The following is a 23,144-nucleotide window of genomic DNA, read 5'->3' as shown; positions in this document are numbered from 1 at the left end:
GGCTCTATCCCAGCTTCTTCTTGGCCTGCCCTTCGAGCAGACGATTATAGGCAATCATGATCACGAGGTTGGCGACCAGAACGATGATGGCGATGGCAGCACCCAGCGGCCAGTTCAGCTCGATCAGGAACTCGTCATAGACAACCGTTGCCGCCATCTTGAGACGACGCCCGCCGAGCAGGCCCGGAATGGCAAAGGAGCTGGCCGAAAGCGCAAACACGATGAGGCTGCCCGACAGGATGCCAAGCACTGCCTGCGGAAACACCACACGGCGAAGTGCTGTCAGGCGCGATGCGCCGAGCGTCAGCGCTGCGGCTTCCACCGACGGATCGAGCTTTTGCAGCACGGTCCAGACCGGGATCACCATGAATGGCAGCATGATATGCACCAGACCGATGACGATCGCCGTTTCGCTGTAGAGGATTTGCGTCGTCGGCAGGCCGACCATATCGAGCGCGCTGTTCACGAGGCCATTGCGCCCCAGCAACATGCTCCAGCCAAATGTGCGGACCACGACCGAAACCAGAAGCGGGCCGATGATGACCAAAAGGAAGATCGAGCGCCATGGCTTGCGCATATTGGAAAGAATATAGGCCTCGGGCACACCGATCAGCACCGTGATGACGGTTGTGATCAGCGCCAGCTTGAGCGTGCGCCAGAAGATCGAAAGGTAATAGGGGTCTTTGAGAACCTGCGTATAATTGGCAAGCGTGTAGACGTTCTCGATGCCCTTGTCATAGCTGTAGCTGTTGAATGAAAGCAGCACGGTGAGACCGAGCGGCAGCAGCACCAGCGCGAAGAACAGAAGCGTCGACGGCCCGACCAGAAAGAGCGGCGTCAGATCGCGCTGCCCTTTGGGCGCGGCGGATGTATCCTGTGAGGTGACGGCCGACATGTTCAGTTCACCCCTGCGGTGAGGATACGGCAATCCTCATGGTTCCAGCTGAGACCGACCGATGTGCCTTCCGATGGCGGCGGGTTGCCAAGATTAGGCAGGGCCACCGAAAGCTGGCCCGCAGGCGTTGTCACGCCGAGCAGCCACTGCGCACCCATGAAGTAACGCGTCGTCACTTCACCGGCGACATGCCCCTCACCCGCTGCAACGAGCTGCACCTTTTCAGGACGGATGAAGACGGAAAGCTCGCCGGAAACCTGTCTGCCATTTGCAGGGAAGCGGATTGTCGTTTCGGCCAGCGCGATCATATCGCCTTCAGCGCGCGCCTTCAGGAAGTTCGACTTGCCGACGAAGTTGGAAATGAAGTGGTTATGCGGATGCTCATAGAGCTTGTAGGGCGCATCGACCTGTGTGATGACGCCCTTTTCCATAACCACGATGCGATCGCTGATCGAAAGCGCTTCGGCCTGATCGTGCGTGACCATGATGGTGGTAATGCCGACAGTGCGCTGGATGCGGCGCAGCTCGAACTGCATTTCTTCACGCAGCTGCGCATCCAGATTGGAAAGCGGCTCGTCGAGCAGCAAGACCGGCGGATTGATGACCAGCGCACGGGCAATGGCCACACGCTGGCGCTGACCGCCCGACATTTCACGCGGATAACGATCGGCAAGTGCGCTGAGATGCACCAGTTCCAGCACGTCGCGAACGCGCTTTTCGCGCTCTGCCTTTGGCACCTTGCGCATTTCGAGGCCGAAGCTCACATTCTGCACCACCGTCATATGCGGGAAGAGTGCATAGCTCTGGAAAACGACGCCCAGTTCACGCTTGGCCGGAGCGAGACGCGTGATTTCACGTCCGTCAAGCGTGATGGAACCTGCCGTCGGCGTCACCAGCCCGGCGATCATCTGCAAGGTCGTGGTCTTGCCGCAGCCAGAAGGACCGAGAAGCGAAATGAACTCGCCCTTTTCAATCGCCAAGTTGAAATTGTCGACAGCCGCGAACTTGCCGTAGTGGCGGGAAATTCCGGAAAGGGTCAAAAAGCTCATTGCATCTCCCTCTCGGCCCAATCTCCTCCTGAATGACAGGGAGCAGAAACGCCGTGATATTGTCTCACGTCGCCTCTTCATCGGGGCTGGCTGGCGGGAGCGGCTTGATCGCGCATTTTCTGCGCTGACCGGACCTTGGGTCTTTTGAACGCGTGATTATCCAGCCGCTAACGCAGCCGCAGCGTTCCCCATTGCGTCAAGTTAAAACCGCCGACCCGCTTACAGCATTGGTTGCAATACCTTGCCGGACCTTCCCATTGGCGACGGTTCCAGTTGGCGGAAAATCCCGCAGGAATGCAAATTATAATTTCCATATCCGGAAGAAATTATATATTTCTTTCAAAATACAGAATTTGGAAGCAATCTTATGGATGATATATCTGAGAATCCGAAATCCGGCGCCGCACTTAACTCAAGTTTGGTGAAGGCAATCCATATTTTGAAAGGTCTGGCATCCAGCACCGAGGATGGCGTGCGGCTGATCGATCTGGCGCGGGACCTCGAACTCAGCCAGCCATCGACCCATCGCCTGCTGAAGACGCTGATTGCGGAAAATCTTGTCGAACAGCTTCCCGACAAGAAAGCCTATCGCCTGTCGCTGGAGTTTTTCGCAATGGCGGCGCAGGCGCGCCAGCGCGACGGCATATTGAGCATTGCGCGCCCGTCACTGCTGCGGCTTTCGACCACGTTCAACGATACGGTCTTCCTGCTGGTGCGCAGCAACTTCGATGCGGTCTGCCTCGACCGCGTGGAAGGCCCGTTTCCGATCCGCTCCTTTACCGGCGACATTGGCGGCAAAGTGCCGCTCGGCATCGGTCAGGGCAGCCTCGCCATCCTCTCCTTCCTGCCTGAAGAAGAGCGAGAGGCGATCATACGCTTCAACATGCCCCGCATTCTGGACAAATCGTCAGTGGACGAGGTCGACCTGCGCATCATGATCGAGGAAGTGCGCAAGAGCGGTGCGGCAACCTTCAACTTCAACATGATCGACGGCATGGCAGGTCTCGGCGTGCCAATTTTGAACGGCGACGGCGAAGCCGTGGCAGCGCTCAGCATCGGCACGCTTGCCGCGCGCCTCACTGAAAAGCGCCAGCAGACGGTGACGGAACTGCTGCGCAAGGAAGCGGCAATCATCTCGCAAAAGCTCAATCCATTCGACCCGACACTGCGGCATCCAAATCAGGCTTTATTGAAATAATCGAAAGCTTTAGCCTCGTTGCGCGCAACAGACTTGCTTTGTCCACAGCGGGCAAAAAGTTTGGCGATTGACTCACACACGCCGTCAGCGTTTGATCGCTGTCAGGTGTGGGGGTTCTGTGGGCGGAGGCAAATTATCCAAAGCAGAAAATCCATCTCTATAACGCTACAGTATTGGAGTTCTGTTGTGATCAAATCCACCAGACGGGGAATAATCCACCTTGCCTTTGCTCTCGCCGCATCGACGGCGATGGGCACGTTTGCCACCACGGCGGCACAGGCTCAGGACAAGATCCTGCTCATCATCAATGGCGCGCTCGGCGACAAGTCGTTCTTCGACAGCGCTGCCAAGGGCATGAAGATGATCAAGGACAAGTATGGCGACGACGTCGAGACCAAGATTCTCGAAATCGGCGACGATCCGACGAAATGGGAGCCGGTGTTCCTCGATGCGTCCGAACAGGACTGGGACCTGATCATCGGCGGCACCTACCAGATGTCGGAAACCGTCGGTTCCGTTGCCCAGCAATATCCCGACAAGAAATACATCCTCTATGATGCGAGCGTGCCTTATGAAGAAGGCGGCTACGACAATGTCTATTCCATCCAGTACAAGCAGAACGAAGGTTCCTATCTCGGCGGCATGCTGGCAGCTTCGCTCCTGAAGGAAGGCAAGCTCGGCGATACAGGCAAAAATCTCGGCTTCCTCGGCGGCATGGACATTCCGGTCATCAACGACTTCCTCGTCGGCTACATTGCCGGTGCGCAGTCGGTCATGCCTGATGCTAAGATCGCGATTTCCTATGCCGGATCCTTCATGGATGCCGCAAAGGGTAAGGAACTCGGTCTCGCGCAGTATCGTTCCGACGTGTCGCTCGGCTTCGTCGTCGCCTCGCAGACCGGCCTCGGCCAGCTTTCGGCTGCCAAGGAAACCGGCAAATATGTTCTGGGCGTCGATTCCGATCAGGAAGCGATCTTCAAGGATAGCGATCCGGCCATTGCCAAGCAGGTCGTCAGCTCCGTTCTGAAGAATGTCGATGTCAGCCTTCTGCAAGCTTATGAACGTTTCAAGGCAGGCGACCTGCCGTTCGGCAAGGCGGAAGCGCTTGGCCTCAAGGAAGGCGCTGTCGGCATCGTGCAGGACGGCAACATGGCTTCCATGGCCACGCAGGAAATGAAGGATGCCATCAAGAAGGCTTCCGACGAGATTTCCGAAGGCAAGATCACGGTTCCGACCGCATTCGGCATGAGCACCGAGGATCTTAACGCGATCCGCAACAAGGTTCGTCCCTGATCGTGGAAAATCCAGCTGAAAATATTGAAGGCGGCGATGCTATCGTCGCCTTCCGCCCAATCGTCGCCTTCCGCGATGTGAGCAAGGTCTATCCGAACGGCACGCAGGCGCTTCGCGACGTGTCTTTTTCGATCCGCGCAGGCTCCATCCACGCCATTTGCGGCGAGAACGGTGCGGGCAAATCCACGCTCATGAAAATCCTGTTCGGCATCGAAAATGCCACGGCAGGCGAAATCATCGTCGATGGACAGCACATTGCGTCCTGGTCGCCGGAAGATGCTGCGGCACAAGGCATCGGCATGGTGCACCAGCATTTCTCGCTCGTGCCGACCCTGACGGTTACCGAAAACATCATTCTCGGCCATGAGCCGGTGAAGGCAGGGCTGATCGACCGTGTGAGCGCGCGCAAAATGGTCGAAGCGCTGATGCAGCAATATGATCTGCACGCTGACCCCGAAGCGATCACGGGCGCGCTTTCCGTCGCCGCCCAGCAGAAGGTTGAAATCCTGAAAGCGCTGGCGCGCCGCACGAGGCTCCTGATCCTCGACGAGCCGACCGCTGTTCTCTCTCCGCCGGAGATCGAGGAGCTGATGCGCAAGCTGAAGGCGCTGCGCGACGAAGGCATTACCATCCTCTTCATTTCCCACAAGCTGAACGAAGTGCGCGAGCTGGCCGAAAGCGTAACCGTGCTGCGTGCGGGCGCGGTTGCGGGCACGGAAAAGCTTGCCGACGTGCCGGACGATGCCATCATGCAGATGGTGATGGGCCATGCGGTCGACATTCCGGAGCGCGCCCACAAGCACGGCGCAATGAAAACCGTTCTCGACATGAAGGGCGTTACGACAAAAGCAGCCGACCCGGCAGACCGCATCAAGGATGTGAACCTGACCGTCGGTGCAGGCGAGATCGTCGGCGTCGCCGGTGTCGATGGCAGCGGTCAGCGCGGCCTCGTATCGGTGCTTTCCGGCCTTGCCGAAGCGGCCAGCGGCACGATCAGTCTCAACGGTGAGGATATGCTGCGCGCCAACACGGCAAGCTGGCGTAGACAAGGTCTCGCTCATCTGCCAGCCGACCGCTTTTCGCAAGGTGGCGCACCCGGCCTGTCTCTCGCTGAAAACGCGATCGCCGGAACTGGATCAAGCGCGGGATCGATTACCTCCGACAAGCAGATCTTCTGGGGGCCATTCCTGCGCTGGAATGCGATCAAGGCCCGTGTCAGCGGGATGATCAAGCAATATTCGGTGCGCGCAGGCGCAATTACCGAACGGCTCGATTCCCTTTCCGGCGGCAATGCGCAAAAGCTCATCGCCGCGCGCGAACTTGCCACCAATCCGAAATTCCTGATCGCCGACCAGCCAACACGTGGCATCGACGTTTCGGCGGCAGCCTTCCTGCATCGCCGTATCGACGAAGTGGCGCAGGGCGGCTGCGCCGTGCTGCTGGTCAGCGCCGATCTCGATGAATTGCTGCGCCTCAGCGACCGCATCATCGTTCTTTTTAACGGACGCATCGTTGCCGTTATGGAAAACGGGCCAGACATCACACCGGCTGTCCTTGGACCTTATATGCTGGGGACACGAGCATGATTCCAAAAAGTGTAACGCGGTTTTTGGATGAGATCATGCTCAAGCAGAGAGTTGCAGCGTAATGCGCAGACTGATTTCCTATCTCATTCCATTCTTCCTGACCGTGCTTGTCATCGCCGTCATCATGGCCGTGCTTCTGGTGCCGCTGGCGCTGATGCAGGACAATCCCACCGGGGTTCTCAAGACGTTTTTCCTCGGACCATTCGGCAGCATTCGCCATATGGGCAATGTGGTGGAAGCGGCAACGCCGATCATGCTGACCGGCCTTGCGATCACCATCATGTTCCGCTCCGGCCTGTTCAATCTCGGCGCGGAAAGCGGCTTCTTCCTCGGCGCGCTCGGCGCTGTGGCGGGCGCTGTTCTGCTCCCTTCGCTCGGCTGGTTCTCGCTGCCGGTCGCCATTTTGTGCGGTGCGGTTGCGGGCAGTTTCGCCTGCACCATCCCGGCAGCGCTGCGGCTGCGTTTCGGCGCATCGGAAATGGTGACGTCGCTCGTCCTGAACTATGCCTTCCTGTTTCTCGGCCTGTTCGTCCTCAACTATGTCATCCGCGACCCGGCTGCGGGCGGGATGATGTCGCTCAGGATTCCGCCGGATGCCAAACTTGACCGTCTGCTCGCCGGTACGCGTCTCAACAGCGGTTCGATCATTGCCATTCTGGCCTGTATCGCTGGCGGCATCTGGCTTTACTGGACGCGCTCGGGCCTCAATATCCGTATCGCAGGCTCCAGTCCGGGCTTTGCCAATCATCTTGGCCTGCCGCTCAAGGGCATCATCATGCGTGCCCAGATTGTCGGCGGACTGGTGGCAGGCATGGCCGGTGCGCTGGAAGTGCTCGGCCTTCATGCCCGCTTCGCTTGGCTCGATCTGCCCGGCTATGGCTGGACCGGCCTCGTCGTCGCCATTCTGGCGCGCGAAAATCCGTTCCTGCTTATTCCGTCCGCACTTTTCCTCGGTTTCGTGCAGATCGGCGGCGATCTTCTGGCCCGCAACATGAACATCCCGACCGAAGTAGTGGGGCTTGTGACCGCCGCCATCATGGTGGGCGCAACGGCAAGCGTCATTCACAATCATCCGACCGTATTGCGGCTGATCCGCAACCTTCGCAATCGCGAAGGAGAACAAGCGGTAGTGCAGGCCGGAGTACAACCATGAGCATGGTTCTCGCACAAATTCTCGATCCATCCTTCATCGGCACCATCCTGCGCGTGGCAACACCATTGCTGCTGGCAGCACTCGGCGTGATGATTTCTGACCGCGCAGGCGTTCTCAATATCGGCATGGAAGGCATGATGCTGTCGGCGGCGCTCATTGCCGTTCTGGCCAGTGCAGCCACCGGAAGTCCGGCTGTCGGCCTGCTGGCCGCGCTCATCACAGGTGCAGCTCTTGGTTGGCTGATGTCGCTTTCGGTCAACCGGCTGGGCACTGACCTTATCATGACCGGCATCGCACTCAACATCGCTGCTGCCGCGGCAACGACGCTCGGGCTTTTTCTTGCTACGGGCGACAAAGGCATGTCGGGCGCGTTGAAAAGCGGCGCTCTGCCAAGCCTTCCCGTGCCTTTCATCGGCAATATCCACATATTGACCTTTGCCGCCCTTCTCGCTGTCCCGGCGGTCAGCCTCCTGATGATGCGCACACGCTTCGGCCTGCATCTGCGCGCCACCGGCGTTGATCCCAAATCGGCGCGTGCCGCCGGTATCCATACAGGCCGGGTGCAGATGATGGCGCTTGTCCTGTCCGGTCTCTTCGGCGGTGCAGCCGGTGCCTATCTGTCGCTCGGCTATGTCACATGGTTTGCCCAGAACATGACTGCAGGTCGCGGTTTCATCGCGATTGCAGCCGAAGTTATGGGGCAGGGAACCGCATGGGGCACGCTTGTGGCAAGCCTGGTTCTCGCGGCGGCTGAATCTTTCGCCATCACGCTTCAGAGCCTCGGCCTGCCGTTCGAACTGATGCAGATGATCCCTTATCTCGTCCCGGTCGTTGTGCTGACGATCCACGCGGCGCGCCGTCAGCGGCGCGCAAAGCAACTGAAAAACTCCTGAAATGCATAAAAATGAGAATGAAATGAAAGCTTGGGAATTGACCCGCGATCTGCTGCGCGACACGAAACCGGTAGTGCGCACAGCGGAAGAACAGACCTGGGATGCAAGCGCCGTCATGAAGGCGCAGGACGATCTCATGGCCATGTTCTGGAAAAGCAATGTGCCGGGATCGGCAGCACCTGAATGTCTGATGGCCGGTGCGCTGCAATCGCTGGAAAACAAGGGCTTCGTTCTTGCTCCCTATGAGGAGCTTCTTCGCGACGGGCTGGCAGCACTAGGAAAAGGTGACTTTGAAACGCTGTATCGCATCGATATGCGCCTGCGTGTCCTCATGCGCGCTGCACGGCCCGATCCGGACCATCCGTCACAAAAGACGGTGCGCTATGGGTCGTGGGACGAATTCGACGCTGCCGTTCAATGGCCTGACGATGTGCTCTATGCTGTCCAGTCCGATGATTTCCGCGACCGCACCGCAGCCGCCTGGATGGCGCAGCTCGTGGGCGCTGCGGCTGGTACGGCGCTCGAAGGTTATACGGCAGAAAACATCGCCGAGGTCTTCGGACCGATCCGCGATTATGTGCGCGAGCCAAACACCTATAATGACGACATCACCTTCGAGATCGCATTTCTCGAAGCCTTCGGCGACAAGGGTTCTGCTGTGACCAGCGCGGACATTGCCGAGCGCTGGACCTCGCTGATCCCGCTTGGCTGGTCGGCGGAGGCGATCGCGCTTTCCAATATGCGGCGCGGCCTCACCGCGCCCGAAACCGGCACTTCCGACAATCCGTTCGATGAATGGATCGGCGCACAGATGCGCGGCACAATCTGCGGCATGGTCGTGCCGGGGCGTGCCCGCGAAGCTGCCCGCCTCGCCTGGATGGACGCCGAAATCTCCCATGCCGGAAACGGTATTTTGGGCGAAGTCTTCAATGCTGTCATGGCGGCGCGCGCCTTTGCAATTGGTGACGCGCGCGAATTGCTCGTCTCGACAGCAGCGCTTTTCTCAACCGACACCGAATATGGCGCGGTTCTGGCCTTCGCACTCGACGCCTGCCGTTCTGCCGGCAACTGGCAGGACGCATGGACGAAATGCGATGTGGAATATGCCGAATATAACTGGATTCACGTCTATCCGAATGCAGCCGCACAGGTGATTGCGCTCTGGTTCGGCGAAGGCGATTTCGACCGCACGCTCGAAATCGTCTGCGGCATTGGCCACGACGTCGACTGCAATGCCGCGCAGATTCTGAGCATGATCGCCATCCAGCGCGGGTCCGCCATCATCGCCGAACGATGGTCGAAGCCGCTGCTGGCCGACGACATCGTCACCTATATGCGCCGCCCGGCGAAAATCTCCTTCGACGCGCTTGTCGACCAGACGGTCAGTGCCGCGCGCAACGCTCTCTAAATCCCCTCATCAGGAAACCATCATGGCCCGTAAAATCATTATCGATACCGATCCCGGTCAGGACGATGCAGTCGCCATTCTTCTGGCCTTGGCAAGCCCGGAACTCGACATTCTCGGCATCACCGCAGTGGCAGGCAACGGCCCACTGGCGCGCACCGAAATCAACGCCCGCACAATCTGTGAAGTGGCGAAAAAGCCGGAAACCAAGGTTTTTGCAGGCTCCATCCGTCCTCTGGTGCGCCCGCTCGTGACGGCCGAAAACGTCCATGGCAAGACCGGTCTCGACGGTTACGACCTACCCGCCCCGACCATGTCGCTGCAGGCGCAGCACGGCGTCGATTTCATCATCGAAACGCTGATGAAAGAGGAGCCGGGCACCGTCACGCTTTGCCCGCTGGGACCGCTGACCAACATCGCATCCGCACTGATCCGCGAGCCGAAGATTGCTGAGCGCGTCAAGGAAATCGTGCTGATGGGTGGCGGCTATTTCGAGGGCGGCAACATCACGCCGTCGGCGGAATTCAACATCTATGTCGATCCGCACGCCGCTGCTGTCGTGTTCAAATCCGGCATCAAGATCACCATGATGCCGCTCGATGTGACACACAAGGTGCTCACCACCGAAAAGCGCATCGCCGCCATTCGCGGCATTGGCACGCATGTCGGCGAAGTGGTTGCAGCGTGGCTCGAATTCTTCGAGCGCTATGACGAAGCCAAGTACGGCACCGACGGCGGCCCGTTGCACGACCCGAACGTCATCGCCTATCTCATCAAGCCGGAACTCTATTCCGGACGCGAGTGCAATGTGGAAATCGAAATTAATTCGGAACTGACGATCGGCGAGACAGTCGTCGACTGGTGGGAGGTAACCGACCGACCGAAGAATGCGCTCTTCATCAAGGATGTGGACGCAGACGGCTTCTTCAGCCTGCTGACCGAGCGCCTCGCAACGCTCTGATTTTTTCTGAGCATGATCTTATCCGAAAACCGGTATCCACTTTTCGGGATCATGCTCTGAGACATAATTCAGCCACAAAAAAGCCGCGAGTACCTTATTCTCGCGGCTTCTTCGCCATGTTTGACAGGAGGTTTTTGCGCAGTTTTCTGCTCAAAATGAGCGAAACTGGCGCAAAATGCCCCGAATTTTCATTCGGCGTTAATTTGCAGAAGTGCCGCCACTTCCTCGGCGGTCGGTGCAGCTGCCCCCGCGCCCGCTCTTGTGACTGCAATCGCACCTGCAGCCGAACCATACCGCACGCAATCATGCAAGGGTTGGCCCTCCGAGAACGCGACTGCAAAACCGCCGTTGAAACTGTCGCCGGCGGCAACCGTATCCACCACCTTGACCTTGAACGGCGCGAAGTGTTTGACCTCGTCCGCCGTCACCAGCAATGCACCACGGCTTCCAAGCTTGACGATGACCGTCTTCGGCCCGCGCTCCAGAAGATTGCGCGCAGCGGCTTCCGCTGAAGCAAGATCGGTCGGCTCGATACCGGTAATTTCAGCAGCTTCTGTTTCGTTGGGAGAGATGATGTCGCTGAGTGAAATCAGGTCCGCCATACGGCTTGCATCGCCCACCGGTGCCGGATCAAGCAAAACACTGCCGCCTGCCGCACGCGCGGCCTTTGCCACGGCCAGATTGGCCTCATGCGGAACTTCGCGCTGCAACAGCGTAATCTTCGCCCTGGCAATATCGGCAGCATAGGCATTGATGTCGGCAGCCGACCAGTACGCATTGGCTCCGGCACAAACAGCAATCGTGTTCTGCCCGGCTTCTTCAACCTGAATGATCGCCATGCCCGTATCGACGCCGTCAATCACGCGCACGCTTTCGGTGTTAAGGCCAAATTCCTGCATCTGCTTCAAGGCCAGTTCGCCGAAGGCATCGTTGCCGACAGCACCGACGAAGCGGATATCACCGCCCATCTTGGCGACTGCAACCGCCTGATTGGCACCCTTGCCACCGAGGCCGATACCATAGCCCGATGCATTCACGGTCTGCCCCGGACGCGGCAGTGCGGCCATCCGCGCGCTGACATCCACATTCACACTGCCGAAAATGAAAATCTTCAACACCGTCTCCATAAATATCGGCGTATTTCCTGCAGCTCTTGCATAGGGAATACGCGAAACAAAGTTGAGCCAACATAATCGCGACCGGCTGAAATTTCCATGCCAGGCAAGTCGTGATGCACAGGTTGAGTCAAACGTCACCTCGTCGAATCTTATTATAAGCACGACTTAATTAGGCCTTGATTCTGGAAGTATATATTTTCTGCCTAATATTATGTTCTTATTTAATTGGAGATATACCATGCGAACTTACGGCTACGCTATTTTTACTTCACTTATTCTTGCTAGTGGATCCTTTGCAGCGAATGCAGCCCCAAAACAGGTCACAGATCCCGGCTTTACAATCAATGCAGACAGACTTGAAAAAGTAACAGACAACCATATGAAAGCGTCCGGCAACGTTTTCATAAAAATAGAAAATACAGAGATAAAGTCGAACAAGATGGATATTCAAGTCCACCCTGATAAGCTTGAACTATCCGATGGAAAATTTAAAGCAACCATAAAAAAGTAATTGAATTATATTACTCTCGACTATTTTGCTTAGAAGACTGCGGAGAATGATATTCTCCGCAGTCTCTGGAGCAGATATTTTATTCGGCTTTCAGGAACTCACCCACTTCCAGCAAGACGAATTCATTGTCATCGACCTTGTCGAGAAAACGGCCAGCCGAGAAGGGCAGATTGTTGTCGTTGCCGACCACGATATGCGTGTCGTCCACACGATCCACATTCTCGATGGTCAGGAACGGCATATCGTAAATGCCTTCACGCCCACCCTGACGGCGCTTGTTTTCCGGGTCGGCGATGGCGAGCAGATCAATATAGCCGATCTTGCGCACTTCCTTGCCGACATTGCTGTCGTCGAAAGCGATCTTGTAGATGCGCTTGACCTTCGACGGCACATCGAAGCAATCGGCCTGCGGCTTCTTTGGATCGGCGCAGGCCTTGTCCGCCGTGCCGACGCCGTTGTCACGCTCGATGACCAGCGCTGTGGTTTCATCCAGCATGTTGAAATCGCCGATGGCTTCACCACCCTCGGCCAGCGGATAGAGCCAGGAGCGGCCCGTCCACTTCTTGTCGGCAACGTTGAATTCGATGACCCGCAGCCCGGTCTTGCCGCTTTCGGTCTTTTCCGGCGCGCCATCGACAAAAAGCGGACCTTCCAGAAGACCGTAGAGCTTCGAGCCGTCCTTCGACATCGCCAGCCCCTCGAAGCCCCCCGAGCGCTTCAGATTGTAAGTCGGGAGCTTGAGGCTCGGATTGGCGGGCAGAGCGAGCTTTGGATTGTCCGGTGATACGACTTGTGTCTCACCGACAACCGTCGGAATAACGTCGGTCAGCTTGCCGTCCATGTCGAATTTCAACAGGAAAGGACCGAATTCCTCGCCGACCCAGAAGCCATCCGCAACCGGCTGGATAGATTCCACGTCGAAATCGGAGCCGGTCAGATAGCGCTTTTCAGCGCCTTCCATGACGATGGGAAACGGAGCCTTCTTGTCCGGATCGCTGAGGAACACGGTCTTCACGCGCTCCACCGTACCCTTGTCCCAGTCGAACTTGACATTGTGCAGCATCAGCATGGCATCCGGCGAGTTAAGCTTGGAGCCAAACCCATTGTCGGACAGTGACCAGAAGCTGCCGTCTTCCATGGTCTTGATGCCGGAAAAGCCCTGCACCGGCTGGCCGTCGAACGGCACAGACAGGCCGGTCTTGCGCACGCCGTCCTTGCCTTCAACAGTGCCGATGCCCTCGGCACGCTTGCGGTCGGCGGTGGTGAACTTGCCTGACGTCTTCAGGTGATCCGCCGCATCATCCGGTGCAGCGATGATCGTGTTCGCGGGCAGGATGGCATGGGCCTTGAGCGTTGCAGGAAAAGCCTTTTCTTCAGCGGAGGCCGGAAAAGCCAATGCGACGGCACCGGCAAGCATGGTCGAAGCGACGAGACGCGATATCATGATAAGTCCCCGTTGGAATTCAAATACAGGGACGCAATTAGGCTGGCTTTGTATCGCTGGCTTGACGCTTCCATGAAGCTTTGACGAAGGCCCCCAACTTTCACCGGGGGCCAACTGTCTCATCAAGTCATTACACCGCGATCTTGCCGCCACCCTGCTTGGTGATTGCCACCACGGCAGGCCGAACCGGCATATCGTCCTTGAAATCCGGCCAGCGGGTGGACAGGTCCTCGTAATAGGACGGACGGCCATGACCGTCCCAATCCTCGCCGCCGTCGCCCGGATGCTGCACGGCGACGAAAGCCGTCTCATCATCGGGTGCAAACAGCGGACCGCACATTTCGGCACCCACCGGCACGCGGTAGAACAGTTTCGAGGTCGCGCGCGCATCGCCTTCCGTATCGACCGCCCAAAGTCCGTCCGTGCGACCGGTACCCTTGTTGCTGTTGCCATCGGTTGCGACCCAAAGCCGACCGGCACTGTCGACGGCGGCGTTGTCCGGCATACCGAACCAGCCATTGCGCGTCGTATCGGTGGAGAAGCTGGCACCAACTTCGGCCACGGAAGGATCGCCGCATTTCAGCAGCACTTCCCACTTGCCTGTCGTGGCGGCAAAATCCTGACCATCTTCCTCGATCTCGATGATATGGCCAAAGGCATTCTTGGCGCGCGGATTGGCGGCATCCACCTGATCGTCCTTGCGCTTCGTGTTGTTGGTGAGCATGACATAAACACGGCCATTGACCGGGTTCGGCTGCACGTCTTCCGGGCGGTCCATCTTGGTCGCGCCGAGAAGATCACCGGCACGCCGGGTTTCGATCAGCACATCGGCCTGACTTTTGAAGCCGTTCTGCTCGGTCAGCGGACCTTGACCGAATACCAGCGGCATCCACTCGACCTTGCCATCTTCATGGAATTTGGCCACGTGAAGCGTGCCTTCATCCAGCAGGTCCATATTGGCAGCGCGATCATCCGGGTTGAACTTGCCCGCCGTCACAAACTTGTAGACATAGTCGAAGCGTTCGTCGTCGCCCAGATAGAAGACCACGCGCCCGTCCTTGTTGACGATGGATTCGGCACCCTCATGCTTGAAACGGCCAAGCGCGGTCCGCTTCTTCGGCACGGAGTTCGGATCGGACACATCGACCTCAACGATCCAGCCAAAACGGTTCGGTTCGTTCGGTTCCTTGGAAACATCGAAACGGTCGTAGAAACGTCCCCATTCGTATGAACCTTCGGGAATGCCCATGCGCTTGTAATTGGCCGTTTCCGCGTGACCTTCCGGCAGTTCGCCAATGAAATAGCCATGGATGTTTTCCTCGGCCATGATGTAGGTGCCCCAGGGCGTGACGCCGCCTGCACAATTGTTGACCGTGCCGAAAACCTTGGTGCCGGAAGGATCGGCATTGGTCTTGACGCGATCATGACCGGCGGCGGGACCGCTCAGCGCCATCTCGGTATTGGAGGTGATGCGGCGATTGTTTGCACCGTCGAGCACCGGTTGCCACTTGCCGTCCTGCTTGCGGATTTCGACAATCGTGCCGCCATGGGCGGCCATTTCGATATCCACCTGTTCCTTCGAAAGCGGAGCCTGCTCCACCTTGCCGTCGACGATCTTGACGAGGCCGGGGAACATCAGGTGCGGATTGGTATATTCGTGATTGACCACGAGGAAGCCATGTTCCGGCGATTCCTCGATGGCGATATAGCCGACATAATCATTGTTGTAGCCGAACTGGCGCGCCTGCGCTTCGGCTGACTGTTTGGTTGGATCGAATTCCGGCGCATCGGCGAAAAGCTTGTCGCCCCAGCGCAAAAGCACATCGGCGTCATAGCCTTCCGCGACATGGTGATGGGCATCCACACCGGCTTCGACTTCCTTGAAGGAAAAGGCCGAACCGGATGCAGCGCGCGCATCACCGGCGCTCAACAGGGCGAGCGGGCTGACCGTTGCCGCAATGGCCGAGACAGCGAGCGATCCACGCAGAAAGCCACGGCGGGAAAAGCGCCGGCTGATGATTTCGCCCATGGTTGGATTATCGGACGGATTGCGCGGATCGGCATCTGCTTCTTCCAACTGGCTGGTCTTGAACAGACTTTGCTGGGAAAGATTCTCTGACATTGCTGGCTCCCTATCGAATTGTGGAGTTGCAAATTAGAAGCACTAGATGACAGCCGAACGACATCGGGCTGTCCAAATTGGATTCCCACATGCATCGCGGGCCTGCATGGTTGCGTCTCTGTTGTCCGCTCAGGTTTTGTATGAGTGAAGACGCGCATCGCTGATGCGATAATTATTCAAACTGATAGACCAGCAGCCCAACTCTGCCTACTCTGTCAGTATAATTTCATTCCAGATTTGAGATATATTCGCTCTTCAACAAGTATATAGGTGAAGAATGGCTATTGAAATCTCGTTGAACCCCGGATTCTTGGTCATGAATGGCGATGATCACGAGTATATTTTGGTGACACTAACCAATAACGGACAAGGTTTTTCCGGAGAGGTAAATATATATTCCGATAATTCGACAGAGCTTTTAACTGCGCAGTTTGGTATTGACGAAAGCACTATAGTTACAAAGCCGGATGGCACATATGAAGCTGGCTTCTCATCAGATTATCTTGGGCGATCAAAACCGCCACATAGCGGCCCTCTGCCCACGATGAATGGTACAATTTACTTTCAATACGCTGACGATCATGGCGTCAATACCGCCTGCAATGTCTCTATCGGAGCACTGGACGAATAATATTATGGGCTAATTGCCAAATATCCTCCCAAACCCGGATGTGTCGTCACATCCATCTCATCGTTTGAAACGGAATAGCTGACCCAGTAAAAAAATGTTCTAACCAGCTGTAGAATAATTTTGCCGGTAAATGCGCTTTCCGATAAAACCATCCCGGTTTATCGATTGAGGGGTTGGTTATGACCGACGCGACGGCTGCACGACGCAATATTGTTATCCTGACGATTGCACAGGCACTGGGCGCTTCCAGCCCGCCTATCGTGATTTCGCTTGGCGGTCTGGTAGGCCAGAAACTGTCTTCCGATCCGGCACTCGTCACGCTGCCCGTCAGCCTGTTCAATCTCGGCCTTGCGCTTGGCACACTGCCTGCCGCTTTCTTCATGCGCCAGTTCGGACGCCGCAATGCCTATATGCTGGGTGCGCTTGTCGGCGCTGCGGCGGGTGTGATCGCAGCCGCAGGTATTTTTGCCGCCTCCTTCCTCATCTTCTGTCTCGGAACGCTGACTGCCGGTTTCTACGCCTCTTATGTCCAGAGCTATCGCTTTGCCGCGACCGATGCGGCAACGGGCGACATGAAGGCGCGCGCCATATCATGGGTCATGGTGGGTGGGCTCGTTGCGGCAATCGTCGGGCCACAGCTTGTCATCTGGACACGCGATACCATTCCGGATGCGATGTTTGCAGGCAGTTTCCTCAGTCAGGCTGTTCTCGGGCTTCTCGCCCTCCCCGTCCTTTTCATGCTGCGCGCACCGAAGGTCCGGAAAGATCCGAACGCTATCCATGACACAGGCCGCCCGCTGGGCGAAATTCTCCGTTCACCGCGCTTCATCCTTTCCGTGGCTGCTGGCGTCTGTTCCTATGCGCTGATGACTTTCGTGATGACGGCAGCGCCCATCGCCATGGTCGGCCATGGCCATTCCGTCGATCATGCGGCCCTTGGCATCCAGTGGCATGTGCTTGCCATGTTCGCGCCAAGCTTCTTCACCGGAAAACTCATCACCCGTTTCGGCAAGGAAAAGATCACCGCGCTCGGGCTGGTGTTGATCGCGTTCTCCGCCATTATTGCATTGGGCGGCTTTGATGTCGGTCATTTCTGGGGTGCGCTGATCTTCCTCGGCATCGGCTGGAATTTCGGCTTTATTGGCGCGACTGCCATGGTGACCGACTGCCACACGCCGGCTGAACGCGGCAAGGCGCAGGGCGCCAATGATTTCATCATGTTCGGCACAGTGGCCTGCGCTTCGTTCTTTGCAGGGTCGCTGCTGCATTCGTCAGGCTGGGAAACCATCAACTGGCTCGTCTTCCCGATCGTTGCCCTTGTTCTGGTTCCGCTTATCCTGCGCCTGAAGCCGAAAGGCGCAGCAGCCGAAGCCTGATCGGTCAAAAACCCTGCTCTTTCATCCAGAGCCTGCCGCCTTCGGACACCGCGTCATAAACCGCACCACCGAGGGCGGCGCCGATATCCGTATGCAAACCCGCATATGATGCTGCCTCTCCCGCCTGCCCGTGTGGAGCGGAAACGGCGATGCAATCCGTTCCAGTCCCTGTTGCGGCTCTACCGCCGACAATTAGGCCAAGTTCGATAATGGCAGCGGTGCGGGCCTCGGCAGCAATCGACATTGCCTCTATATGGGCTGCGACCGACAATGGTTTGTCGATGTGGACCAGAAGATTGATCGTTCCAACGGGCATCTTCATCTGTGTGAGTTCCCCCACCCTTCCCGCATTCGACAGGCCGACAGTGGCAAGACAGGTGGCATGCGTTTCGCCGGAGCGTCGCGTCGCAACATGGTGCTTCTGTACGCTGCGCGATGTCATCATCTGCACCGCTCCGCCGTAATCGGCTTCGGCCAGTTTCTCCTGCAGCATAAGCATCGGGTCCACTTCCAACGTCAGAACGTCATTGCGCACTTCCAGCCAGGCGACGGAGCACGCCGAAACGAACCCCGGACGTGTCAGAGACCAGCTCAGGATGTTTTGCCTGTCTGGGAATTCAGCCGCAAGGATCGGGCCGGAACAATGGATTGAAAAAGGCAGCATGACCAACCTATCGCAGATCGGTGCGGAGTTCGCGACCAGCGCCTGCCAGCCATCCACAGGAGTGCGGTGTCGCGATACCAACGGCGCGGCGATAAAGCACGCCTTCGTGACTTGGCCCTGGTTTCGCAAGACGGTATTTATCTCGGAATATTGTTTCGCGCGTCACGGAAACGGACAAGCGGTTTGCTTTGGATTGCGTCATGATCAACGATCTCACCGATGAGATATTCTGGATATTCACCATCGGGTGCTGCATCCTCTTCATCATGCGCCTTCTTTCGCCTCCCCCGCGTCATAAGGTCGATCAAAAACAAGACCTGAACACTTTGCGCCCTCGCCGCCGTTCACGCCGTCGCCGCTTTCAGGCACTGGACTAAGACCAGACCCAGCAGCCACATAAAGCTTCAAAGCGCCTGTCTTTCGCGAGCTATATAGTCTTAACCTCAATTGCCGTTGTGAGGCGCCAATATCAGTGGCTATGCAACCCGTGACATCAGTGAAAGGGCAGCCGAACAATCCGCTCCGGCCGTAGTTTTATCTTCCTTGACTGTTTTGCGGCCTATACTGGATAGCTTGATCTCCTTGAACTTCATGAACGATACGAAACCTAACTAGCCGTTTGGTTTTGTCACGCTGACTGGGCTTTATGGTTAACGACTTTGTCCATTCAGGGCAGCCATAAGCATTGGTCTGATCGAGAACGAGCCGTTGGCAGCCTTTTCCGTCAGAATTCGCAAATAGCCGCCAGCAGACTGGATTTGCTCATAGCGCTGCAGGATATAAGCGATCACGATCGATGCATTGTGAGTTCCCAGCGTTTTCTTTGCGAGATCGTAGAGCTTTCCATCGATCCCGAGGAAAGAGCGTACTTTCTCTGCTGTATTGGCCAAATCCTGCCAATGTCGGATGGATGAAATCGCATAGGCTGTGATCTCGGGACAGGAACGGAGCACCATGTCGAGCGAAACCGTGGGTTCAAACGGAGCACTGGTGATTTCATTGACGCGCTGGTCGATAAATTCAGGCGTTGCCTTTTCAAAATGGGAATCTGGATTCGATTCAATTTGCTGCCGCTCATTTTGAGATTCATTGGCGCGCAAATTTTGAACATTCTCATGAATTTTCAATGCGTTATCGATTTCCGCACGAATGTACTGCATGGATTCGACCAGAGCCGCCAGTTCTTCATAGTCTGCACGACGAGGAATGCTGTCGACAATCAGGCGGAAACGATGATGGATGTCTTCCCAGTCTCCGGCCAGTTCTTCCAGTGCGGCGAATTCAACAAGCTTGGTAATGTCGCGGCGCAGCAATGTCAGGCGTTCGCGCATTTCACGCAACGCCGTCTTTTCCACCCTCACCTGCTCTGCAGCCGCTTCCAGTTCACAAGCACGTGCCAGCAGCGGTGTCAGTGAAAAGCCGAATGCAATCTGCACGTCTCCACTTTTGGCACGGCGTGCATAGCGCTTGCCATTCGGGCTGTCCTGACGATGGATGAAACCGCTATCGACCAGCGCTGCCAGATGACGGCGCAAGGTTGCATCGGCCATGCCATGGGCTCGCAATGCCAGTTGCTTGTTGGACGGGAACACGATCAGGCTGTTCTGCGCATTCAGTTCCGTTTCCGGATAGAATGACAACAGGGCTGAAAGAACCGCCAGAGAACGATCATTCAGGCCGAACTGCGTCTTTGCTTCGCACAGCCAGCGATGCAGTTGCCACTTATCGGCAACCGTTCCCGGTGCGATTTGCTGTGTGTTCTGTTGACTTGCCAACAAGGCAAGCGTCATCCTTCGACTGCCAAACGGCGTCGAGGCCAATTGAATCTCCATTTTCTTTCACCTTCCACAAGGCAAAAGAAATCCACCCGCCGAAATGACGCTAATTACACTTGACAGTGATTCGTGGATTTGCGATTCTCTAGCTGCTAAACCAATGAGAAGGGCTTCCACACGGCGACGTTTGGGGGCCTTTTTCTTTTGCTGTCTCGTTCCTCTTCCTGAACAGTTTCGACGCAAACACACTTACTATTGAACGCTGGAGCATTTCCTGTTTGTTTGAACGCACTGGAAATGCTCTATTTCTTTGTTCTACGCATGTCTTCGCCCCGAAACCGGTTCCCACTTTCGGGAGACATGCTCTACACAGTCGAACCGTGGCAACCGCCGCCGTTCGTTACGCTTACTTACTTCTCCTCGTTCTGGAACGATGCATAAAGTTCATCCAGATTACGAGAAAGCCAATCGGCAAAACGAGGCCCGTTGGCTGCGCTGAGCGCCAATGTAGCTGATTTGCCATTCTGTTTGATAACTGCGCTGACCGTCTTGTCAGAAGCTGTCCAGCTGGTGCCAGGACGCAGAGCCGCCTTGGTAACAGGCTTCTTCTGCTTGCCGCCTTTCAGATAGCCGTAAAGCTGCTCAAAACGATCAACGGACGACGCGTTTGAAAACGCTGATGTCACCAGAAGCTCTTCTGCAGCATCTTTTCTGCCCGGGATCTCGATCAGTTTACGCAGTTCCAACCAGCGGTCACGGCCAATGCCCTTGGCCGGGCCGATAGCCAGAAGAATATGTTCCGGAATAGCCTTCGGAATGGTCAGCATCTTCGACAAGGTTTGGTAATCGACCGTCAATGCTGCCTGTATGGCTTCACGCTCAAAGCCAAGCGCTTCCAGACGTGCCGCAAAGAAAACACGCTCGATGAAGCTCAAATTGGCGCGCGCCGAGTTTTCCTGGCCCTGGCTCAGAATATGTTCCAGATCGGCGAGAGGCTTGATAACCGCCTTGACCTTGATGCCAAGCTCTCTGGCAACCCGCGCGCGCCGATGACCGAAAACGATCATATAGCGGTCGCTGGTCTCGGGATGTGGACGAACGAGAATAGGACTGTCCTGACCACGCTCGCGAATGGCTTCCAGAAGTTCCCGATATTCTTCGTCATCCGTTTCAGGCAGACGGTCCGCCACGAAGGAGACATCAAGATTGGCGGGATCAAGCTCGATAATGGCTTCGCCATCAAGCTTCTGGGCTGCCTGCTTTGCCAGCTCGTCAATCGAAGCGGACAGAGACTTGGCGGCACCGAACCGGCGCGATACGTTTTCGACCGACTGTGAGGCTTGTTCGGCCGCCGGTTCGTCCCGCATAACGCTTTCGAAGATGTTCTTTCTTGCCATTCTCATGTCCTCAAACCGGTCAGAGACCTGATTTTATTCAATATTTGCCGTTTTAGACGGCAGTCTAACGCCCCCATGCCTCGTGAATGAGGCCGCGAATTTCAGCGTTAACCGCTTCCATGGCTTCCATGGCGCGATCATAGGTGCCGCGATTCATCGATGAACGCTCGACCTCGTAAAGCGTCTGCTTGGTCAGACCAGCATCGGAAATCGCGGTTGATTTCAACATCTGGTGCTTCAGCATGTGCGAGGCGAGCATGCTCTGCATAAAACCGACCATCTGCGCTTGCGGAACGTCGGTCGGCTCGTAACGGGTAATCAGATAGCGGAACCAATCGAGTTGCACCGCACCGCCTGCCTGACGAACGGTCTTCAGAATGTCGCCGAGCATCAGGAGAAATTGCGACATGGACATCAGGTCGAGCATCTGCGGGTGAACGGTAATCAGGACGGATGTTGCGGCAGATAGCGCCGTCAGCGTCAGATAGCCGAGCTGGGGAGGGCAGTCGATGACTACCACATCATAGTCACCATCCACATCGGCGAGAGCCTGCGCGATGCGGTTCCAGAAAGTCTTGCCCTCGCCGCCATTCTGCATGGCAAGCGGCGTATCATACTCATATTCCTGCAGCTCCAGCATGGCTGGAATAATATCGAGGCCGGGGAAATTCGTCCGGCGAATGACCTCACGGATAGACTTCCTTTCGGAATCGTAACGAATGGCTTCATAGAGCGACGGAAACTCATCGAGCTCCGGCTGAATGCCATGCAGAGCCGATAGCGAAGCCTGCGGGTCGAGATCGATTGCAAGTACGCGATGACCGGTCAGGGCCATGTGTTGCGCCAGATGTGCAGCCGTTGTCGTCTTGCCCGAGCCGCCCTTGAAATTGACGACGCCGATGACTTGAAGCTTCTCATTGCCGCGACGATGCGGAACGTAGCGCTTCACCTCAGCGCGACCATTCTGGTCAAGCCACTGGCGCAGCTCCTGAATCTGTTCGACACTATAGGCGCGACGGCCACCTGTCAGAATGGTCGGCTCGACACCTTTACCTTCCAGATGTAGTTTCTTGAGATTGCTGGGGGAGACACCAAGGAAGTACGCAGCCTCGGCCATCGAAAACTGGCGCAGCATATTTTTGCGCGCATCTGGCGGAAAGTTTTCGTGACGCAGCAGATTGAGCTTGCGAGAAATCTCGCGCCCTTGCGATAGTATCATGTCGTCAAACGACAAAGCTGCTGCTGGATTTGCGATATTCATTTACTTGGGATCCCTAGTGACGGCACTGGAACTAATACCGCCTAAATACCGTCATTATGTCCGATTCTTATTCTATCGCAAGAGGCGACCGAATTAACAAAGAGTTAGCGCCAAGAGTAAAACTAAACAAAATTTTATCGATTCGGCTGAAGATAACCTATCTATTTGTTTTTGTATGATAATATTGATTTTAGACGGCAGTCTATGATTCAAAGGTCTCCTCCATCTGGAAATTTCAATTGAGAAGAGTCTGTTTCCACATGGGAATGAGGCGGCTTTTCTGTTGCTGGAGGCGCCGGGGCTGATTCTCTGAAGGTGTAGTTTATCAAGCATCATTCCGACGCCGAAATGATAAATTGGCACTGCTTGAACCCGTCGGACGGAGTGGTTCTGCTCGGATCCTAGCTCGAGA

21 protein-coding genes are annotated in these 23,144 nt (G+C 56.5%); 11 read left to right on the top strand and 10 right to left on the bottom strand.

All coding sequences use genetic code 11. The features are described 5' to 3' along the window. Positions 1 to 4 precede the first annotated feature (4 nt). Positions 5 to 895 (bottom strand): ABC transporter permease, encoded by an 891-nt coding sequence (locus tag ABDF71_RS19715; protein WP_010660555.1) that lies wholly within the window; start codon positions 893 to 895, stop codon positions 5 to 7. A 2-nt stretch (positions 896 to 897) separates the two neighbouring features. Beyond that, positions 898 to 1,944 carry an ABC transporter ATP-binding protein gene (locus ABDF71_RS19710; RefSeq protein WP_258124648.1) on the bottom strand — a complete coding sequence of 349 codons (1,047 nt, stop codon included), beginning with the start codon at positions 1,942 to 1,944 and terminating at the stop codon, positions 898 to 900. A gap of 367 nt (positions 1,945 to 2,311) precedes the next feature. On the opposite strand from ABDF71_RS19710, the gene ABDF71_RS19705 reads away from it, so the two are divergent. The 7 genes from ABDF71_RS19705 (at position 2,312) to ABDF71_RS19675 (ending at position 10,433) form a co-directional block, all read left to right on the top strand. Beyond that, on the top strand, positions 2,312 to 3,142 hold the full coding sequence (locus ABDF71_RS19705; RefSeq protein ID WP_010660553.1) for an IclR family transcriptional regulator: 831 nt from the start codon (positions 2,312 to 2,314) through the stop codon (positions 3,140 to 3,142). Positions 3,143 to 3,328: 186 nt separating this feature from the next. Continuing rightward, positions 3,329 to 4,435 carry a BMP family ABC transporter substrate-binding protein gene (locus ABDF71_RS19700; protein ID WP_010660552.1) on the top strand — a complete coding sequence of 369 codons (1,107 nt, stop codon included), beginning with the start codon at positions 3,329 to 3,331 and terminating at the stop codon, positions 4,433 to 4,435. Between the two features lie 2 nt (positions 4,436 to 4,437). Further along, the gene (locus tag ABDF71_RS19695) at positions 4,438 to 6,021 is read left to right on the top strand and encodes an ABC transporter ATP-binding protein (protein WP_258124647.1); all 1,584 of its coding nucleotides are present in this window, start codon (positions 4,438 to 4,440) and stop codon (positions 6,019 to 6,021) included. 61 nt (positions 6,022 to 6,082) lie between these two features. Then, positions 6,083 to 7,174: an ABC transporter permease gene (locus tag ABDF71_RS19690; protein WP_094515460.1), complete on the top strand. Its 1,092-nt coding sequence runs from the start codon at positions 6,083 to 6,085 to the stop codon at positions 7,172 to 7,174. Continuing rightward, positions 7,171 to 8,067, top strand: coding sequence for an ABC transporter permease (locus ABDF71_RS19685; protein ID WP_012093707.1), 897 nt, complete (start codon positions 7,171 to 7,173; stop codon positions 8,065 to 8,067). Before ABDF71_RS19690 ends, ABDF71_RS19685 begins: the two co-directional genes overlap by 4 nt. Before the next feature lie 22 nt (positions 8,068 to 8,089). Then, positions 8,090 to 9,475, top strand: coding sequence for an ADP-ribosylglycohydrolase family protein (locus ABDF71_RS19680; RefSeq protein WP_235916986.1), 1,386 nt, complete (start codon positions 8,090 to 8,092; stop codon positions 9,473 to 9,475). 22 nt (positions 9,476 to 9,497) lie between these two features. After that, on the top strand, positions 9,498 to 10,433 hold the full coding sequence (locus ABDF71_RS19675; protein WP_258124646.1) for a nucleoside hydrolase: 936 nt from the start codon (positions 9,498 to 9,500) through the stop codon (positions 10,431 to 10,433). A 188-nt stretch (positions 10,434 to 10,621) separates the two neighbouring features. Here the strand turns inward: ABDF71_RS19675 and rbsK are convergent, their stop codons facing one another. Beyond that, positions 10,622 to 11,560, bottom strand: a complete 939-nt coding sequence (gene rbsK / locus ABDF71_RS19670) for a ribokinase (RefSeq protein ID WP_258124644.1) — start codon at positions 11,558 to 11,560, stop codon at positions 10,622 to 10,624. A 229-nt stretch (positions 11,561 to 11,789) separates the two neighbouring features. Between rbsK and ABDF71_RS19665 the strand changes: the two genes are divergently transcribed. After that, entirely contained in the window at positions 11,790 to 12,062 is a 273-nt protein-coding gene (locus tag ABDF71_RS19665; RefSeq protein ID WP_258124643.1) for a hypothetical protein, read from the top strand. A 79-nt stretch (positions 12,063 to 12,141) separates the two neighbouring features. Here ABDF71_RS19665 and ABDF71_RS19660 read toward each other — a convergent pair whose 3' ends face one another. Both ABDF71_RS19660 and ABDF71_RS19655 read right to left on the bottom strand, forming a co-directional pair. After that, the gene (locus ABDF71_RS19660; RefSeq protein ID WP_258124642.1) at positions 12,142 to 13,506 is read right to left on the bottom strand and encodes an esterase-like activity of phytase family protein; all 1,365 of its coding nucleotides are present in this window, start codon (positions 13,504 to 13,506) and stop codon (positions 12,142 to 12,144) included. Positions 13,507 to 13,636: 130 nt separating this feature from the next. After that, positions 13,637 to 15,628, bottom strand: a complete 1,992-nt coding sequence (locus ABDF71_RS19655) for a PhoX family protein (protein ID WP_010660543.1) — start codon at positions 15,626 to 15,628, stop codon at positions 13,637 to 13,639. A gap of 277 nt (positions 15,629 to 15,905) precedes the next feature. On the opposite strand from ABDF71_RS19655, the gene ABDF71_RS19650 reads away from it, so the two are divergent. Both ABDF71_RS19650 and ABDF71_RS19645 read left to right on the top strand, forming a co-directional pair. Further along, entirely contained in the window at positions 15,906 to 16,259 is a 354-nt protein-coding gene (locus ABDF71_RS19650) for a hypothetical protein (RefSeq protein WP_258124641.1), read from the top strand. A gap of 179 nt (positions 16,260 to 16,438) precedes the next feature. Next, the gene (locus ABDF71_RS19645) at positions 16,439 to 17,635 is read left to right on the top strand and encodes an MFS transporter (RefSeq protein ID WP_010660541.1); all 1,197 of its coding nucleotides are present in this window, start codon (positions 16,439 to 16,441) and stop codon (positions 17,633 to 17,635) included. 4 nt (positions 17,636 to 17,639) lie between these two features. Here ABDF71_RS19645 and ABDF71_RS19640 read toward each other — a convergent pair whose 3' ends face one another. Further along, positions 17,640 to 18,299: an adenosylcobinamide amidohydrolase gene (locus ABDF71_RS19640; protein WP_500061705.1), complete on the bottom strand. Its 660-nt coding sequence runs from the start codon at positions 18,297 to 18,299 to the stop codon at positions 17,640 to 17,642. A 7-nt stretch (positions 18,300 to 18,306) separates the two neighbouring features. Next, positions 18,307 to 18,501 carry a hypothetical protein gene (locus tag ABDF71_RS19635; protein ID WP_258124639.1) on the bottom strand — a complete coding sequence of 65 codons (195 nt, stop codon included), beginning with the start codon at positions 18,499 to 18,501 and terminating at the stop codon, positions 18,307 to 18,309. Between ABDF71_RS19635 and ABDF71_RS19630 the strand changes: the two genes are divergently transcribed. Next, on the top strand, positions 18,500 to 18,676 hold the full coding sequence (locus ABDF71_RS19630; RefSeq protein WP_158304336.1) for a hypothetical protein: 177 nt from the start codon (positions 18,500 to 18,502) through the stop codon (positions 18,674 to 18,676). The two genes, ABDF71_RS19635 and ABDF71_RS19630, sit on opposite strands and share 2 nt — an antisense overlap. A gap of 273 nt (positions 18,677 to 18,949) precedes the next feature. Here the strand turns inward: ABDF71_RS19630 and repC are convergent, their stop codons facing one another. From repC to repA, 3 genes are all read right to left on the bottom strand, one after another. Further along, a complete protein-coding gene (repC, locus tag ABDF71_RS19625; protein WP_010660539.1) occupies positions 18,950 to 20,131 on the bottom strand; it encodes a plasmid replication protein RepC in 1,182 nt (393 codons plus the stop codon). A 353-nt stretch (positions 20,132 to 20,484) separates the two neighbouring features. After that, on the bottom strand, positions 20,485 to 21,471 hold the full coding sequence (gene repB, locus ABDF71_RS19620) for a plasmid partitioning protein RepB (protein ID WP_500061704.1): 987 nt from the start codon (positions 21,469 to 21,471) through the stop codon (positions 20,485 to 20,487). Positions 21,472 to 21,535: 64 nt separating this feature from the next. Further along, complete coding sequence (repA, locus tag ABDF71_RS19615; RefSeq protein ID WP_012093718.1) at positions 21,536 to 22,732, bottom strand: plasmid partitioning protein RepA; 1,197 nt, start codon at positions 22,730 to 22,732, stop codon at positions 21,536 to 21,538. Between the last annotated feature and the right edge of the window lie 412 nt (positions 22,733 to 23,144).

The organism is Ochrobactrum sp. WV_118_8, from assembly GCF_039631535.1.
Lineage (GTDB): Bacteria > Pseudomonadota > Alphaproteobacteria > Rhizobiales > Rhizobiaceae > Brucella > Brucella anthropi.
Note: the sequence above shows the minus strand (reverse complement) of the source record. Positions and strands in the feature narration are given on the sequence as shown.

Bases quoted from the DNA above. Each gene is read 5' to 3' on its own strand.
- ABDF71_RS19715 (WP_010660555.1), bottom strand. From the start codon at position 895: ATGTCGGCCGTCACCTCACAGGATACATCCGCCGCGCCCAAAGGGCAG.
- ABDF71_RS19710 (WP_258124648.1), bottom strand. From the start codon at position 1,944: ATGAGCTTTTTGACCCTTTCCGGAATTTCCCGCCACTACGGCAAGTTC.
- ABDF71_RS19705 (WP_010660553.1), top strand. From the start codon at position 2,312: ATGGATGATATATCTGAGAATCCGAAATCCGGCGCCGCACTTAACTCA.
- ABDF71_RS19690 (WP_094515460.1), top strand. From the start codon at position 6,083: ATGCGCAGACTGATTTCCTATCTCATTCCATTCTTCCTGACCGTGCTT.
- ABDF71_RS19685 (WP_012093707.1), top strand. From the start codon at position 7,171: ATGAGCATGGTTCTCGCACAAATTCTCGATCCATCCTTCATCGGCACC.
- ABDF71_RS19680 (WP_235916986.1), top strand. From the start codon at position 8,090: ATGAAAGCTTGGGAATTGACCCGCGATCTGCTGCGCGACACGAAACCG.
- ABDF71_RS19675 (WP_258124646.1), top strand. From the start codon at position 9,498: ATGGCCCGTAAAATCATTATCGATACCGATCCCGGTCAGGACGATGCA.
- rbsK (WP_258124644.1), bottom strand. From the start codon at position 11,560: ATGGAGACGGTGTTGAAGATTTTCATTTTCGGCAGTGTGAATGTGGAT.
- ABDF71_RS19665 (WP_258124643.1), top strand. From the start codon at position 11,790: ATGCGAACTTACGGCTACGCTATTTTTACTTCACTTATTCTTGCTAGT.
- ABDF71_RS19660 (WP_258124642.1), bottom strand. From the start codon at position 13,506: ATGATATCGCGTCTCGTCGCTTCGACCATGCTTGCCGGTGCCGTCGCA.
- ABDF71_RS19655 (WP_010660543.1), bottom strand. From the start codon at position 15,628: ATGTCAGAGAATCTTTCCCAGCAAAGTCTGTTCAAGACCAGCCAGTTG.
- ABDF71_RS19650 (WP_258124641.1), top strand. From the start codon at position 15,906: ATGGCTATTGAAATCTCGTTGAACCCCGGATTCTTGGTCATGAATGGC.
- ABDF71_RS19645 (WP_010660541.1), top strand. From the start codon at position 16,439: ATGACCGACGCGACGGCTGCACGACGCAATATTGTTATCCTGACGATT.
- ABDF71_RS19640 (WP_500061705.1), bottom strand. From the start codon at position 18,299: ATGCTGCCTTTTTCAATCCATTGTTCCGGCCCGATCCTTGCGGCTGAA.
- ABDF71_RS19630 (WP_158304336.1), top strand. From the start codon at position 18,500: ATGATCAACGATCTCACCGATGAGATATTCTGGATATTCACCATCGGG.
- ABDF71_RS19635 (WP_258124639.1), bottom strand. From the start codon at position 18,501: ATGACGCAATCCAAAGCAAACCGCTTGTCCGTTTCCGTGACGCGCGAA.
- repC (WP_010660539.1), bottom strand. From the start codon at position 20,131: ATGGAGATTCAATTGGCCTCGACGCCGTTTGGCAGTCGAAGGATGACG.
- repB (WP_500061704.1), bottom strand. From the start codon at position 21,471: ATGGCAAGAAAGAACATCTTCGAAAGCGTTATGCGGGACGAACCGGCG.
- repA (WP_012093718.1), bottom strand. From the start codon at position 22,732: ATGAATATCGCAAATCCAGCAGCAGCTTTGTCGTTTGACGACATGATA.